This window comes from Streptomyces sp. NPDC003635, assembly GCF_053587635.1.
The window spans coordinates 13508-27834 of record NZ_JBSFOK010000074.1; the positions used below are offsets into that span (position 1 = coordinate 13508).

Below are 14327 nucleotides of genomic sequence, written 5' to 3' on the forward strand. Positions count from 1 at the left end.
CGAGGACAGGAGCAGTGGGGACATGACCGACGCCTTCGCCGCCCGCGCGCAACTGGACCGCGCACGCACCGAAGCGGACACCGCGCAGGCCCTCGCCGACGAGCAGGAGGCCGTGGTGCGCCGCCTGCGCGCGCACATCCAGGCCGGCCTGCCGGATCCCCATTTCCCACCCACCGCGGCCGAAGCGCTGGCCGCGGCCGAGGCGACTCTGCCGGAACTGCAACGCCGGGCGGAGGAGTTGAACCGCCTGGCCGCCGGAGCACAGGACGAGTTGAACCAGGCGCTGGCGGAGGGCGAGGCACTGTTCCCCGAGGACAACTCCGCGCCGATCGCGCTGCTGCCGGTACGGGTCGAGACCATCTGGTGGGAGCCGAAGACCCTGCGGGTGCGGATCTACCCGGACGACATCCTGCTGTCCCGGTTCGAGCCCGCGCTCACCCCCGCGGAGGCCGCCGTCGGTACCGCGTACTGGCGGAACCCCGGCCCTGAGGCCTGGCAGGAGGTGCTCACGAAGCTGCGCCCGGCCCGCGCCTCCTGGGCGGTCCGCGCCTGCCGACCCGGCGCCCCGGCGCCCGCGACGCGTTCCGACGACCCCCGGGAACACCGCCCGCACGCCGTCGCGATGCCCAAGCGCTGGCGCTTCCTCGGTCTGTTCGAGGGCCGGATCGTCGTCGACAAGCTGGGCCGTCCGGTGCCCGACCCGCTGCCGATCGGCTTGCTGCGCGCCGAGGAGGAGGGCTGGGAGACCGACTGGTTCGAAGCGGTCAAGGCGGGCATGGGCGTCGAGTTGATCATCCCGCCCGAGAACACCGAGAACCTGGACCAGTTGCTGGTCGTCGGGGTGCGCGACGACCCGCCCGCGGCCGGCGCGGCCCGCCTGCGAGACCTGCTGCACGGCCACCGGTACGGCGGCGGCCTCGGCCTGCTGCCCTCCGGCACGGCCACCAACAACACCCCCCGCTCCCGCTCGGGTTGGTCGTCGGCCCCCGCCTACCCCGGCCCGGATCCCGACCCGGAGCCGGGGGAGCGGCCGGTCGCCGACACCCTCGCGACCGCGCTCGGCCTGCCGGACCCCGGCTTCCTGCGCGGCTGCCCCGGCGCCACCGACGCCGCCCCCTCGGCCGTCGCCGCCCTGACCCTGCTCACCTGGCCCACGCTCGGCAAGGGCTTCGCCGAGGCCGCGCTGACCACGATCGACCTGGGCACCGAACAGCCCAGCGGCGTCGCCCCCGAGGGACCCTGGCGCGCGGTCCGTGACCACCTCACCGAACACGTCCGCGGCCGCGGACCGCTGCCCATGCTGCGCGTCGGCCGCCAGCCCTACGGCGTCCTGCCGGTGACCGCGCTGGACGACTGGCGCGCGGTACGCGCCGACGACGTCGACGCAGTGATCGCGCCCTGGCTGCTGCGACTGCGGGAACGCTGGCGGGCGGTCCTGGACGAGCGCGTGGTGCACGACGACGGCCAGGAGGAGGTGACCATCCCCCGCGTCGAGCCGGGCAAGCCCGTGGACGGCGTCGCGGTGGAGGCGCTGCAGCGGCTGCCCGTGGCCACCGGTCTGGAGATGACCCGGATGAGCGGGCCGGGACGCGCCGTGCCGTTCACGCCGCTGGACGCACCCCCCGCGGCCCTCGGCCTGCCCGGTCTGCCGCCCGACGGCCTGGTCCGCTGGACGACGACCAGCAACGGCTCGACCTCGCTGGGCTGGGGCCTGGACGAGGCCACCGGCGTCCCGGAGTTCGTCACCCGGCTGACCCCGGACCCCGACGCCTTCCCGGCCCGGGCGACCGCCACGGCGGACTACCTGGCCGCCGTACGGACCTTCCTGGCCGGTGAGTTGGACGCGGAGGCGTACGACCTGGCCTGGCCGGTGGAGCTGTCGACCGGACGGGAGACCCCGCCCCGGCGCGGTACGTTCTTCGATCTCCCGGCCCTCGCCGAAGAGCCGGTGGGGGAGGAGGAACCGCCCGCGGGGGGCGAGGAACCGGTCGACGAGGAAGGTCCTGGGGAAGTCCCCGATTCCGAACGGGACATGAGCGGGGTGCTCGACGCCCTGCTGTTCCTGCCCAACTGGTCCACCTTCCTGGGGGACCTCGACCCCGCCGGGGATCCCCTGCGCCAGGCCCTCGCCGTCACCGGGGATGTGGACCAGCTCGTGGCCGACGTGCTGGAGGGCCTGGACGAGGGCGAGCGCGCGGAGCGCGTCGCCGCCGCTTCCCGCGCCGCGGTGGCACTGCCCCGCCTGGAGCAGGCCCTGCGGACCCTGGCCGCCGTACCGGTGACCCGGCTGCCCGAACTGCTGCTGGAGGTCATCGACGTCCATTCGCACCGCCTGGACGCCTGGATCACCTCACTGGCGTCGAAACGCCTGGCGGAACTGCGGGCGTCCGGGACCGAGGGGGTCCGGTTCGGCTGCTACGGCTGGGTGGAGGACCTGCGCCCGCCGGTGCCGAGGGAACAGTTCGAGATCGAACTCGACGACGAGGCCACCACGGTGGAGCTGTCCGGGAAGGACGGCTACATCCACGCGCCCTCGCTGCACCACGCGGCGACGGCGGCCGTCCTGCGGTCCGGCTTCCTCGGAAACCCCGACGAACAGAGCTACGCCGTCAACCTCACCTCCCGCCGCGCCCGCGTCGCCCGCTGGCTGCTCGGCGGGGTGCGGCAGGGCCAGAACCTGGGCTCGCTGCTGGGCTACCGGTTCGAGCGGGCCCTGCACGACGCCGAGTTGGACCACCTCGTCGAAGGGTTCCGCCGCCGATTCCCGCTGCCCGTCGTGCCCGAGACCCCGGAACGGGCACCCGAGGCCGCGGACCTGTGGGCGCGCAGCGCTGAGGCGGTCGCCGCCCGCAACGTCGTCGACGGCATGGCCCTGGCCCGGGCCGGGGCCGGGGCGCCCGACCTGGCCGGTGTCAGCGACGAGAACGACCGGGCCGCCGTGACACCACTGCTGGACGACCTCGCCGACGCGCTCGACGCGGTCGGCGATCTCGTACTGGCCGAGAGTGTTCACCAGTTGGTGGGCGGCAACCCCGTCCGAGCGGGCCTGACCGCCGACACCCTCGGCCGCGGCGAGGACGTGCCGGACACCTTCCGCGTCCTGCGCACCCCGCACCGCGCCCGCGCCCTCACCCACCGCACGGCCGTGCTGCTCCCGGCCGAACCGACCGCCCCGACCGGCTGGCCCGAAGACCCGCTCGCAAAGCTGCAACCCGCGCTGGAGTCCTGGGTAGCCCATCTGCTCGGCCCGGCCACCGGCTGGACCCTCGCCGGGCACCTCGCCGACGGTCAGGCGGAACCCCGCCCCTTCGAACTCACCGCTGACCACATGGGGTTGGGCGCCCTGAGCGTCGTACTGGACGCGGCCGCCGCCGAACCGGCCGCGCTGCGCAGCGCCGTCCGAAGCGCGAAGGCAGTCCCCCCGGAGACCGCCGTCACCTTCACCGGGCCGGGGTGGGACGGACTGCACGGCCGGGCGGCCCGCATCCGGTCCCTGCTGGCCACCGCACAACCGCTGGCGCCGTCGCACCTGCTCGACGGCGCGGCCGACCGCGCCCTCGACACGGCACCACTTGGCACCCGCCTCGCCGCCTTCGCCGAGAGCGCTCCGCTCGACGGACATCCGGCCCAGGACGAGATCCGCGCGCTGGCCACGGGACCGGCCGCCAAGGAGCCGGTCGACTCCTGGCTCGCGCGGGCCCGTACGACGCTGGCCTCGGTGCTCGGCGTGGACCTCCCGCTGCTGCCCGCGCTCACCGCCCCGACCCCGCCCCCGGCGGGCCGCGGAAACCTGCCCGGCGCCGACATCGAGGACTGGCTGCGGCGCAACGCGGCCGTACGCCCCGTGGTGCGCACGCTGCACGAGACACTGCTGCTGGCCGGGAACCGGGCCGGGCGGGTGGAGCGGCTGCGCGCGGTCCAGCACCCCACGGCCGAGGGCGACGCGTGGATCGGCGGCCCCTTCCCCGCCGGGCAGCGTCCGCCCGCCACGAGCCACCTCGTCTGGCACGCACCGGCCGACATCGCGCCGGACGCGCGGATCACCGGCCTCGTCCTGGACGAGTGGATCGAACTTCTCCCCGGCTCCGACCTCCCCCCGCCCGGACCCGACCCGGCCCCGGAGACGGAACTGACCGGCGTCGCCTTCCACTACGACCGCCCGGACGCCAAGGCGCCGCACAGCGTGCTCCTCGCGGTCCCTCCGGACCTGGACCGCGGCTGGACCTCCGACGGACTGATGCAGGTGCTGCGGGAGACCCTGGAGCTGGCCAAACTGCGCGCCGTGGACCACCAGGACCTGGCTCCGTGGAATTCGCTCCTGCCCGGCATCCGCATCCCCCAGCACAGCGCGACGGGTCGGGCGCTGGCCAAGATCGAGTCGAAGCGGGACGACACCGACCCGGACGGCCCCTTCCAGTTGGAGCCCGGACACCGGGCCTCCGATGTCGACGCCGGCCTCGCCGCCCGGGTGCACGACCCGCTGTGGCTGCTCACCCGGCAGTGGCAGTTCGGGGAGTTCGCCGCCCAGGACGCCGGATCCCCGGCCGTGGTGCGGATGAGCGGCAGCAGCGCGCCCATCGACGCCTGGCGCCCGGGCGGGGCCGCCGACTGGGTGCCCTACGACCTCGGCCAGGGGCCGCTGGACACCCAGATCGAGGACGAGCCCGTCCAGGTCGACGAGCGGCTGCGCGCCGAGGGCGGTGCGGCGCTGCTGCGCATGTCCGACGACGCCGGACTGCTCGCCGCCGCCCTGACGGCCCTGGCCCCGCACCGACTCGCGACCGGGGAGCCGGGCGCGGGCCTGATCGGCCTGCTCGACGGAGGTCTGCCCGACGCCGTCGCGGTGGCGGCCGCGCTGGACGCGGGCACCTTCGACGCCGGACCCGACCCACGCCTGGGCGAGGTGGCAGCCCGGTGGCGGCTGTGGTGGGCCGGCCAGTTGGCCGAACGCGGGCCGGACTGCTTCGACCCACACCGCGGCGAGTACGCGGCCGAACTGTCCGCCGGCGGCGCGGTCCTGCGGGCCGAGGAATACCAGGGCGACGGCCTGGACTGGTACTCCCTCGACGTCCACCCCGACCCCGACACCGAGGCGGCACCGGCGGGACAGAGCCGGGCGTTCGCGGAGGAGGGTTTGCCGTCGACGGTGCGGTACGGCGGGCTGCCGGCCGACCGCTTCTGGGAGATGGAGGACGCGCGCGTCGACCTCAGCGCGGCGGACGTCTCCACGCTGGACACCGGACGGCTGCTGCTCATCTCCTTCGCCACGGTCTTCGGCAACGACTGGTTCCTGGTGCCGCTGGAGGTGCCGGCCGCGTCGCTGACCGTCCTGGACCGGCTCCTCGTGCGGGACGTCTTCGGCCGCCACCACCTGGTCGAACGGGCCGGCCGCGACGACCCGTCCTGGACGATGTTCACCCTGGACAGCCCCGACCCCGACCATCCCGCCGCGTCCGGGCTGCTGATGCTGCCCTCCGAACGCGGCCAGCCCGGACAGCCCCTCGAGCGGGTCCTGCTCGCCCGTGACGAACTCGCCAACCTCGCCTGGGCCGTTCAGCACCACTACACCGACGGCCGCGGCGAACCGGTCGACCGGCGCGATCACTGGGCCCGCAACGCGCCGCCCGAGACGGCCGTACCCGGCCCCGACGCCGTGCCCGCGTACGCGGTCCAGTCGATCGTCCCGGACTACTGGTTCCCCCTGGTCCCCGAACCGGTGCGGCCCGGCCGGATCCGGTTCCGCCTGGCCACCCTCACCGGTCCGGGCCTCGACTCACGCCCCGAGGGCCGGCTGATCACGCCCGGGCTGTGGCTGCACGAGGAGGAAGTACCGCGCGAGGGAACTCTGGTCGCCCGTCGCCCGGTCCTGGCCCGGTGGTCCGACGGCTCCTGGCACAGCTGGGTGCGCAGAGAGAAGACCGCCGGCACCGGCGAGAGCGCGAGCGGCCTGGCCTTCGACACGGTACGGCCCACCGAGCCGTGGCCGTGACGGACGCGGGCCCGGTCGGGGGACGTTGTCGATCAGTGGTCGTCGAACCGGGTGCTGCGCTGAGCGGACGCGCCCGCGGACGGCGACCAGGTGATGTGACCGCCCTGGAAGTGGCTGACGCGCTGCGAGTCGGAGCCGCCCTCGTCCGAGGTGGGGTAGTGCAGGAAGCTGTTCTCCCAGCCCATGCCTGCCCACAGGTCGCGGATCGCGCCGTGCACCTCGTGCGGACCGGTCTGCGGGGTCCAGTAGATCGAGCCGCCCTCGAAGTGGTTGAAGCGCCCCGTGCCGTCCGGGCAGCCCAGTTCGTCCGTGACCGGGTAGCCGAGGAAGCCGCCCGATCCGCCGCACTGGGCGTATTTGACCCGGATGTCCCCGTGCACCTCATGGGCGCCGGTCCCGGCGGACCAGTAGATGGAACCGTGCTCGAAGTCACGCGAGGTGCCGCGACCGTCGGGGTTGGAGCCCTCGTGGCTTCCGGCTCCCGCGTCGAACGGCATGCCGATCCACTGGATCTGATTCCACTTTTCGTCGATGGCGGTCATGTCACCCTCCGGGGCGGCCTCGAGGAGTGGGAGGGGCCGGGGGCGCTGGGTGCGACGTCGACCGCGCTCGGCGGGAATCCGGCCGCCCGGCAACCGATTTCAGTCTAATTGTGCGGTTCGGTGACGGCCACTGAAGGGTGGCCGTCACCGAGATCGACACCCCGGATGCGGCATAGCCCTGACAGAGTTGGGGAGTAAGCGCTTGCCCTAACGCTCACCCCGGATCCTGGGAAGGACCGCTGCCGTGGCCTCGCCGCTGGAAAGACCGCTCGACCATCGTTATCGAGGCGAGCACCCCGTCCGCACCCTCGCCTACCTGCTGCATGCCGACCGTCGCCGACTCGTCGCGGCGGTCGGTGTGTTCACCGTCAAGCACAGCCCCATCTGGCTGCTGCCGCTGGTCACCGCGGAGATCATCGACACCGTCGTCGCGCACCACGCGATCAGCCGGCTGTGGCTGAGCACCGGCCTGATCCTTTTCATCCTGCTCGTCAACTACCCCCTGCACGTGCTCTACGTACGCCTGCTCTACGGCAGCGTCCGCCGCATGGGCACGACCCTGCGCTCCGCCCTGTGCACCCGCATGCAGCAGCTGTCCATCGGCTACCACTCCCGGGTCAGCGCCGGTGTGCTCCAGGCCAAGGTCGTACGGGATGTGGAGACGGTCGAGCAAATGGTCCAGCAGACGGCCGAGTTGGGGCTCGGGGCGACCACCGTGCTGATCGGCGGCCTCGTCATCATCGCCGTCCGCACACCGGAGTTCCTGCCCGTCTTCCTCGTCGTCGTGCCCGCCGCCGCGCTGGTCGTCGCCCGCCTCAGGGCCCGACTGCGCACCCACAACGAGCACTTCCGCCACGAGGTCGAGACCCTCTCCTCCCGCGTCACCGAGATGACCCGCCTCATCCCGGTCACCCGCGCCCACGGTTTGGAGGGCAAGGCGCTGCGCCGCATGGACGGCACCCTGCACCGGCTGCTGACCTCCGGGATGCGCCTGGACCTGGTCAACGGCCGCTTCGGCTCGCTGTCCTGGGTGGTGCTCAACGTGGTCGGCGTGCTGGTCCTCGCGGGCGCCGCGCTGATCTCGTACTACGGCGTCTGGGGCGTCACCCCCGGTGACGTCGTGATGCTCAGCGCCTTCCTGACCACGCTCACCAGTTCCACGACCACGCTCGCGGGCCTCGCCCCCGTCATCACCAAGGGCCTGGAGTCGGTGCGTTCCGTCGGCGAGGTGCTCCAGGCGCCCGAACTGGAGGACAACGAGGGCAAGGCCGAACTCAACGCCCTGCGCGGCGCCGTGACCTTCGAGAACGTCGGCCTCGCCTACGACGACGGCGGTCGGGCCGCGGTCCGTGACTTCCGTCTGTCGGTCGCACCCGGGGAGACCGTCGCTCTGGTCGGCGCGTCGGGCGCGGGCAAGTCCACCGTGCTCAACCTCGTCATCGGCTTCATCCGGCCGACCACCGGCCGGGTCCTCCTCGACGGCATCGACATGAACACCCTCGACCTGCGCACGTACCGGCGCTTCGTGTCCGTGGTCCCGCAGGAGTCGATCCTGTTCGACGGCACGGTCCGCGACAACGTCGCCTACGGCATGGACGACGCCGACGACGAGACCGTGCGCGCCGCCCTCCGGGACGCCAACGCGCTGGAGTTCGTCGACCGGCTGCCGCAGGGCCTGGACACTCTGGTGGGGGAGCGCGGCGCCCGCCTGTCCGGGGGGCAGCGCCAGCGTCTGGCCATCGCCCGAGCCCTGATCCGGGACCCCCGGGTGCTGATCCTCGACGAGGCGACCTCGGCGCTGGACACCCGCTCCGAGGCACTGGTCCAGCAGGCCCTCGCCCGGCTGATGCGCGGACGGACCACCTTCGTGGTGGCCCACCGGCTGTCCACCGTGCGCGGCGCCGACCGGATCGTGGTGATGGCCGACGGTCGCATCGAGGAGACCGGCACCCACGAGGAACTGCTGCACCGGGGCGGCGCGTACGCGGCGCTGCACAGCGGCCAGGTCGCCTGAGGTACCGTTCCGCCGCCCGGTCAGGCGGCGCTGCTCCGCGGGACCTGGTGCGGGCAGGTCCGGTCGTGATCGCTGCCGAGGCTCGTCCACCAGCGCTCGCAGCAGGCCCCGTCGAGCTCGGCGCGCACGATGTCCTCGGCGGGGTCGGCCACCGGCCCGGTGAGGGGGTGCGGCGCCGCCGGCCGCGCCCACTCGGCGAGGGCGCGGCGCAGGTCACCGATCACGCTCTCGCGCACCACGGCGATGACCGGGACGATGCTGGCGGCCGCGAACAGACACGCGGCCCACATCGGGCCGTACCGGTACTCGAGGACCGCGATCCAGGCGAGCCCGGAGCTGGTGGCGACGTAGAGGGCGGTGAGGAGGCGGCTGAAGCAGTTCATGGGCGTACACCGTCCGTGCGATGAGGGATGCCGCTTGTCCAACGGCGCGCGGCGCCCCGGGGACTCGGGTGATTTCCCGTCTCGCATCTTCGAACTGCTGTCAGACACCGACCACACGTGTACGGAAGGCCGCGCGATAGGCGTACGGCGTGGTCCCCACGACCTTGCGGAAGCGTTCCCGGAACGCCGTGGGCGAGCCGAACCCGGCCTGCTGGGCGATCCGTTCCACGGAGTGGTCGCTGTTCTCCAGCAGGTACTGGGCCCGCCGCACCCGCGCCCGGAGCAGCCACTGCAAGGGGGTCGTCCCGGTCTGCTCGCGGAAGCGGCGGCTGAAAGTCCGCTCGCTCATCCCCGAACGGGCGGCGAGCACCGCCAGCGTGATGTCGTCGGACAGATGGTCCTCGATCCAGTCCATCAGCGGCTCGAGGGTCGATCCACGCGGTACGGGCGGGTGCTCGTGCACGATGAACTGGGCCTGCCCGCCCTCCCGTTCGAGCGGCATCACGGACATGCGGGCGGCGTTCGCGGCGACGGCGGAGCCCAGATCCTGGCGGATCATGTGCAGACACATGTCGAGGGCCGCCGCGGCACCGGCGGAGGTGAGGATCTGGCCGTTGTCGACGTACAGCACGTCCGGCTCGACCTTCACCTCGGGGTAGCTCCGGGCCAGCAGATCGGCGGCCACCCAGTGGGTGGTGGCGCGCAGCCCGTTCAGCAGCCCCGCCTCCGCCAGCACGAACGCGCCCACACACACCGACGCGATCCGGGTGCCCGCCGCGGCGGCCTGCCGCAGCGCGGCCACGACCCGCTCGGAGGGCGGCGGGGCCCCCTCGGCCCGCCCCGGCACGATGATCGTGTCCGCGTCGGCCAGGACCTCCAGGCCCCGCTCCACCCTCAGCCCGAACCCGCAGTCGGCGCGCACCTCGGGGGTCTCGGCGCACAGGCGGACCCGGTAGGCGGGCCGGCCGTCCGGCAGCCGCGTCCAGTCGAACACCTGCATGGGCGCCGCCATGTCGAACGGCACGACGTCGTCGAGGACAAGGATCGCCACGGTGTGCATGGCGGCAACGATAGGCGGGTTCACGCCGGCAGCAGGAGCCGAGGTCGAGTCCTTGTGCGAGGGAGAAGCACAGTACAGAGCGGTTGGCGGGAATCCGTTGGAAGCTGTCACTTCCGCCTCTGTGCGATCACCCGGGCGCTTCGTAGCGTGACGGCGTACCCCGGCACACCCATGGCACAGAGGCGGACGCCCCCTGATGACGAAGTTCCTGCTGACCCTGCACGTCCTGGCCGCGATCGTGGCCATCGGCCCGGTCACGGTCGCGGCCAGCATGTTCCCACCGGCGGCGCGCGCGGCGGGCGGGCAGGGGCTGCACACGGTCCGCCTGTTGCACCGCATCTGCCGCGTCTACTCCGGTGTCGGCCTCGCCGTACCCCTGCTCGGCCTCGCGACGGCCGCCGCGATGGGTGTGCTGGGGAGCGCGTGGCTGATCGCGTCCATCACGCTGACGGCGGTGGCCGCGGGCGTCCTGGTGGCGTTCGTCCTGCCTCGCCAGGACGAGATCCTGGAGCAGCTCACGACGGACAAGGCGCCGGATCGGTCAGGAACGGTCCAACTGGCCATGTTCACAGGCATTTTCAACCTGCTGTGGGCGACGGTGACGGTCCTGATGATCGTCCGCCCGGGGTCCACGACAGGCGCCTGACCAGGCCGAATGACGGCTCGCGGCGGCTGGGACGGTTCCTGCCGCCCGTCAAGCCGGATCCGGGAATTAGCACCCCCGAGTGCCCGGGCGCCTACACTCGGCGGTCGTGCCCTTGCGGATGGGCCACGACATGAAAGGCGCGTTGACGGGTGTTCCAGGATTCCCCCATTTACGACCGACTGATCTCGGAACGCGGTGACGTTCCCACACAGGTGCGCAGGGAGGCCGAACGCGTCAGCAGGGAACTGGAGTTCGTCATGCAACCGCTCCATTCCTTCGGCACCCCACCACCAGTGGAGCGCCCCACGCACCCGGGGGCGGGCTGGCAACGCTCGGCCCTGCCGCCGGGCCCTCAGCACTGACCCTATGACGACGGACGGCCGACCGTCCGCCTCGGTTGCTCATCGAGGCGTGCCGTCGGCCCTGTGACCGATCTCGGCGATGCTCCTCGAAGCCCGGGGGGCTACCGACCCCGCGGACCATCCGCCGGAGGGCCTGGGCGACGCCCATGACGCCTCTCAGTAGGCACCTGATCACATGATCGCACCGACGGCCTGACGGGGTGGGCGACCACTGGCGGTGGGTGAGATTTGCGTCACAACCGGTTTGCGTGCAGGGCTCAGCCAGTTGGCGGGATTTCCCCCCTCACTGGGCCTGGAGGCCTCAGGTCATTGGGGTGACGCGAGGGATTCTCACCGGATGTGTGCGGACGGGCATGGACTAGCGGGGTGCGTGTGGGCTCATACTGGGCCATGACCAAGCCCGCGGTACCGAAGCGTCACCTGCCCACCAGCCCCTTCAAGGCTCCGGCCACACCGGCTCCCAAGCACTTCGGCATGGGGGATCAGGTCACACATGACGTGTACGGCCTCGGCCGGGTGATCGGCATCGAGGACGGAATCGCGGCACTCGTGGATTTCGGCTCGGAGCAGGTGCGAGTCCTCAGCCCGTACTCCAAGATGACCAAGCTGTAGAGCCCCTGAGCCGCGCCTTCCGGCCCGAGGGCGAACAGGCGTCCGCCTAGTTCAAATGTGTCACCGAGTTCGCCCCGTTCGGTCGAGACGCCCGGGGCTGCGCAGGGTGTGACAGCCACTCCGCGATCGTTCTCGCTATCGGCTGGCCCGTCTCCACCTCGATGAAGCCGAACTGGCCCGACTGGTTGCACTCCAGGAACCACCAGGTTCCGTCGGCGTCCTCGGCGAAGTCGAAGGCTCCGTAGGAGAGTTCGGCGCCGCGCAGATAGGCGTGCACGCCGTGCGCGATGCGGTGTGGCACCTCCGCCGGCTGCCACGGAGTCGTCGTCGTGGCGAAGCGCACGTCCACCTCGTCCGGGGACGCGTCCGGGGGTACCGCTTTGCGGGCCGCCAGGAGGCTGCCGCCCACCGCGGTCAGGCGGATGTCCGCCCGCTTCGCCACTCGGCGCTGGAGCAGCGTCGGGCCGAAGGCGACCGCGGAGAAGTCGGCGTCGGGTGCGACCCGGCTCGTCGGTACCGCGCGCGGGGGGTCCTGGGGGTGCGCGCCCGAGACCGGCTTGACCACCAAGTCGGGGTAGCGGGCCGCGAATTCACGGGCCGCCTGCGGGAAAGTGGTGATCAGGGTCGCCGGGACCGGGAGGCCGCAGCCTTGCGCCAGGCGCAGTTGCCACGGCTTGTGGCGGGCCCTGTGGGCGGCGTCGGGGTCGTTCATCCAGCGGGCACCGCTGGAGCGGAGCATGCCGTAGAGCGCCTGCGCGGACTCCTCCGTCAGCCACGGCGACGGGCGGGCCGCGCGGGACGCCGGGGTGCCCGGGCGGCGCACCCATATCGAGCGCAGCCCGTCGATGCTCACCAGTCGGCCCCCCGACGACAGGTGGCCGCGGAAGGCGCCGTGGACGTACTCACCGGACAGCGCGGCCCCGTCGGTCAAGTCGGCGGGATCCAGGCGGACCACCGGTGTCGCGCAGTCGTTGAGATGCACGACCACCATGTCGGCGGTCACGTCCTCTTCGGTGGTCAGAATCAACACGGTCATCGTCGCCGGTTCCGCGTTCAGTCGTCGAAGTGCGTCTTCGAGCCCGCCGTGGACGTAGTCGTCCCCAGCTCTCTGAGCAGAGCGTGGTCGCTGGCGGCGATCCGCCCGTCCTGGAGCACGTTCAACTGCAGTCCGCAATCGTAGGCGTAGGCCGCGGTGACCTTCGTATCCGCTGCCGGACGTGCGTAGTTGAGTGCGAACGGTTGCATCGTCTCTCCCTCGCCGGTGCTGCTCCGATCAAGCGAGCCACCCCCTCTGGGACGTCGCTCGGTCCGCCGACTTCCTTCGGCTTCCACCCACTTATACGAATCGAACGGGTGGTTGGTTTCCTTACTCTGAGTCACCATCGACCGTTCGGTCCTCCGACTGCTGTCCCCAGCAGGCCCGTTGGCCGGCTCGGAACTCAGGCGGCATCACCGCGTCGACCGACACCCGCGGGCCCGGACAGCGCCCCCGGACCCCGCCTGTCGACGGACCCGCGCAGAGCGCGCAAAGCGAGCAGAAGTACGCCGATGTCGTCCAGGTACACCGGATCGGGCAGCAGATCGGCCGGGAGTACGAAGTACGCGAGCGCGCCCCAGAACACCCAGCGCGGCCCGGTCGGCAGGCCCGCGCGGCGCAGCCTGCGCCGGGTCCGCACCAGCCGGACCAGCACAGCTACCGCCACGGCCAGCAGGGCGGCCGCGAGGATCGCGGCGACGACGATCACCGCTGTGGTCGTGTCCACCGACCCCTCCTCACTCGAGGGCGCGCACCGGAGCTCGCGGGCGGGGCCCGCGCACACGCGTCACTTGACGGATTCCCCCCTCCGGCGCGCCTATGGCAGGACTGTGCCGAACGGGTCAATCGAACATCCGTCAGGGCGCGAGTACGGCCGGGTCGTCATACCCCTGGCCCCCTCCGGTGGCGAGCCGGGCCGGCAACCCCTAGTAATGGTCTGCGTACAGTCGCGTGTCGCTGCGGGGGCGCAGGAGCGGCAGCTCACCCTTCCCTGGAGCCGAGGATGACCACCCGCTCTTCATCACCCAGTTCGAACGACTCAGGCATACCCTCCGCCGTACCCGAGGAGCCCGAGACCCCCTCCCTCGACCCCGTCGGCGGCCTCGTGCACGCGGCCGTGGCCGACCGTCCCGTCGAGGAGGTCGCCCAGCTGATCACGTTGCTGGAACGCTCGTCCGACCATGACCGGGCCGCTCTCGAGGCGCTCCGCACGGTCGGTGTGGACCGTTCCGTGGAGGACGTGACCCGGCTGATCGACCTGCTGACCCGGCCTCCCCGCACCGCCGACAGCGCCGACGAGACGATCCGCGCCGCGGCCGAGCGGCGGTCGCTGGACGACGTGACGCGGCTCGTGGCGCTGCTGCACCGCACCGACCTGGAGCCCCACTGCGGCGAGGAGGCCGTGCGAGCGGCCGCCACCGGACGCCCGGTCGAGGAGATCGTCGAGCTGATCCGGCGCCTCTCGCAGGACCCGGAGTCCCCCCACCAGCCGCCCGATGAGCCGCTGTCCGAGGAGCGGCCGTCCCGGGAGCCGCAGCCGGAAGAGCGTGCGCAGGCCGTGCCGGTCGTGGCGGGCCCGGCGCCGCCGCCCCCCCCGTCCGATAGGAAAAACAAACGAAGAAAATCCAAAAACCAAAATCTCCAACTAGAAAGTACTCTAAAACTTGTTAACTCGAGGGTGTG

The 14327-nt window shown here is 72.3% G+C and carries 11 protein-coding genes and 1 pseudogene; 6 read left to right on the forward strand and 6 right to left on the reverse strand.

The features are described 5' to 3' along the window. The first annotated feature begins 22 nt into the window (after positions 1-22). Complete coding sequence (locus ACWDRW_RS38085) at positions 23-5989, forward strand: hypothetical protein (RefSeq protein WP_451732448.1); 5967 nt, start codon at positions 23-25, stop codon at positions 5987-5989. Positions 5990-6021: 32 nt separating this feature from the next. Here the strand turns inward: ACWDRW_RS38085 and ACWDRW_RS38090 are convergent, their stop codons facing one another. After that, positions 6022-6531, reverse strand: coding sequence for an LGFP repeat-containing protein (locus ACWDRW_RS38090; protein ID WP_451732451.1), 510 nt, complete (start codon positions 6529-6531; stop codon positions 6022-6024). A 244-nt stretch (positions 6532-6775) separates the two neighbouring features. Here ACWDRW_RS38090 and ACWDRW_RS38095 point away from each other — a divergent pair, with 244 nt between their 5' ends. Beyond that, entirely contained in the window at positions 6776-8545 is a 1770-nt protein-coding gene (locus ACWDRW_RS38095) for an ABC transporter ATP-binding protein (RefSeq protein WP_451732453.1), read from the forward strand. 20 nt (positions 8546-8565) lie between these two features. On the opposite strand, the gene ACWDRW_RS38100 is transcribed toward ACWDRW_RS38095, so the two are convergent. After that, positions 8566-8928, reverse strand: a complete 363-nt coding sequence (locus tag ACWDRW_RS38100) for a hypothetical protein (RefSeq protein ID WP_451732456.1) — start codon at positions 8926-8928, stop codon at positions 8566-8568. Between the two features lie 100 nt (positions 8929-9028). Then, positions 9029-9988 carry a GlxA family transcriptional regulator gene (locus tag ACWDRW_RS38105; RefSeq protein ID WP_451732459.1) on the reverse strand — a complete coding sequence of 320 codons (960 nt, stop codon included), beginning with the start codon at positions 9986-9988 and terminating at the stop codon, positions 9029-9031. A gap of 196 nt (positions 9989-10184) precedes the next feature. Here ACWDRW_RS38105 and ACWDRW_RS38110 point away from each other — a divergent pair, with 196 nt between their 5' ends. From ACWDRW_RS38110 to ACWDRW_RS38120, 3 genes are all read left to right on the forward strand, one after another. Then, positions 10185-10634 carry a hypothetical protein gene (locus ACWDRW_RS38110; protein WP_451732462.1) on the forward strand — a complete coding sequence of 150 codons (450 nt, stop codon included), beginning with the start codon at positions 10185-10187 and terminating at the stop codon, positions 10632-10634. 149 nt (positions 10635-10783) lie between these two features. After that, positions 10784-10996, forward strand: a complete 213-nt coding sequence (locus tag ACWDRW_RS38115) for a hypothetical protein (RefSeq protein WP_451732464.1) — start codon at positions 10784-10786, stop codon at positions 10994-10996. 390 nt (positions 10997-11386) lie between these two features. Further along, complete coding sequence (locus tag ACWDRW_RS38120) at positions 11387-11608, forward strand: hypothetical protein (protein WP_451732466.1); 222 nt, start codon at positions 11387-11389, stop codon at positions 11606-11608. Between the two features lie 46 nt (positions 11609-11654). Here ACWDRW_RS38120 and tgmB read toward each other — a convergent pair whose 3' ends face one another. The 3 genes from tgmB to ACWDRW_RS38135 all read right to left on the reverse strand — a co-directional run bounded on the left by tgmB (position 11655) and on the right by ACWDRW_RS38135 (position 13371). After that, positions 11655-12644, reverse strand: a complete 990-nt coding sequence (gene tgmB / locus ACWDRW_RS38125) for an ATP-grasp ribosomal peptide maturase (protein WP_451732469.1) — start codon at positions 12642-12644, stop codon at positions 11655-11657. A 17-nt stretch (positions 12645-12661) separates the two neighbouring features. Then, entirely contained in the window at positions 12662-12853 is a 192-nt protein-coding gene (tgmA, locus tag ACWDRW_RS38130; RefSeq protein ID WP_451732472.1) for a putative ATP-grasp-modified RiPP, read from the reverse strand. A gap of 194 nt (positions 12854-13047) precedes the next feature. Continuing rightward, entirely contained in the window at positions 13048-13371 is a 324-nt protein-coding gene (locus ACWDRW_RS38135) for a DUF1232 domain-containing protein (RefSeq protein ID WP_451732475.1), read from the reverse strand. 276 nt (positions 13372-13647) lie between these two features. Here ACWDRW_RS38135 and ACWDRW_RS38140 point away from each other — a divergent pair. Next, positions 13648-14327: pseudogene (locus ACWDRW_RS38140) on the forward strand (hypothetical protein); the annotation flags it as partial.

Coding starts and splice junctions, on each gene's coding strand:
- ACWDRW_RS38085 (WP_451732448.1), top strand. CDS start 23: ATGACCGACGCCTTCGCCGCCCGCGCGCAACTGGACCGCGCACGCACC.
- ACWDRW_RS38090 (WP_451732451.1), bottom strand. CDS start 6,531: ATGACCGCCATCGACGAAAAGTGGAATCAGATCCAGTGGATCGGCATG.
- ACWDRW_RS38100 (WP_451732456.1), bottom strand. CDS start 8,928: ATGAACTGCTTCAGCCGCCTCCTCACCGCCCTCTACGTCGCCACCAGC.
- ACWDRW_RS38105 (WP_451732459.1), bottom strand. CDS start 9,988: ATGCACACCGTGGCGATCCTTGTCCTCGACGACGTCGTGCCGTTCGAC.
- ACWDRW_RS38110 (WP_451732462.1), top strand. CDS start 10,185: ATGACGAAGTTCCTGCTGACCCTGCACGTCCTGGCCGCGATCGTGGCC.
- ACWDRW_RS38120 (WP_451732466.1), top strand. CDS start 11,387: ATGACCAAGCCCGCGGTACCGAAGCGTCACCTGCCCACCAGCCCCTTC.
- tgmB (WP_451732469.1), bottom strand. CDS start 12,644: ATGACCGTGTTGATTCTGACCACCGAAGAGGACGTGACCGCCGACATG.
- tgmA (WP_451732472.1), bottom strand. CDS start 12,853: ATGCAACCGTTCGCACTCAACTACGCACGTCCGGCAGCGGATACGAAG.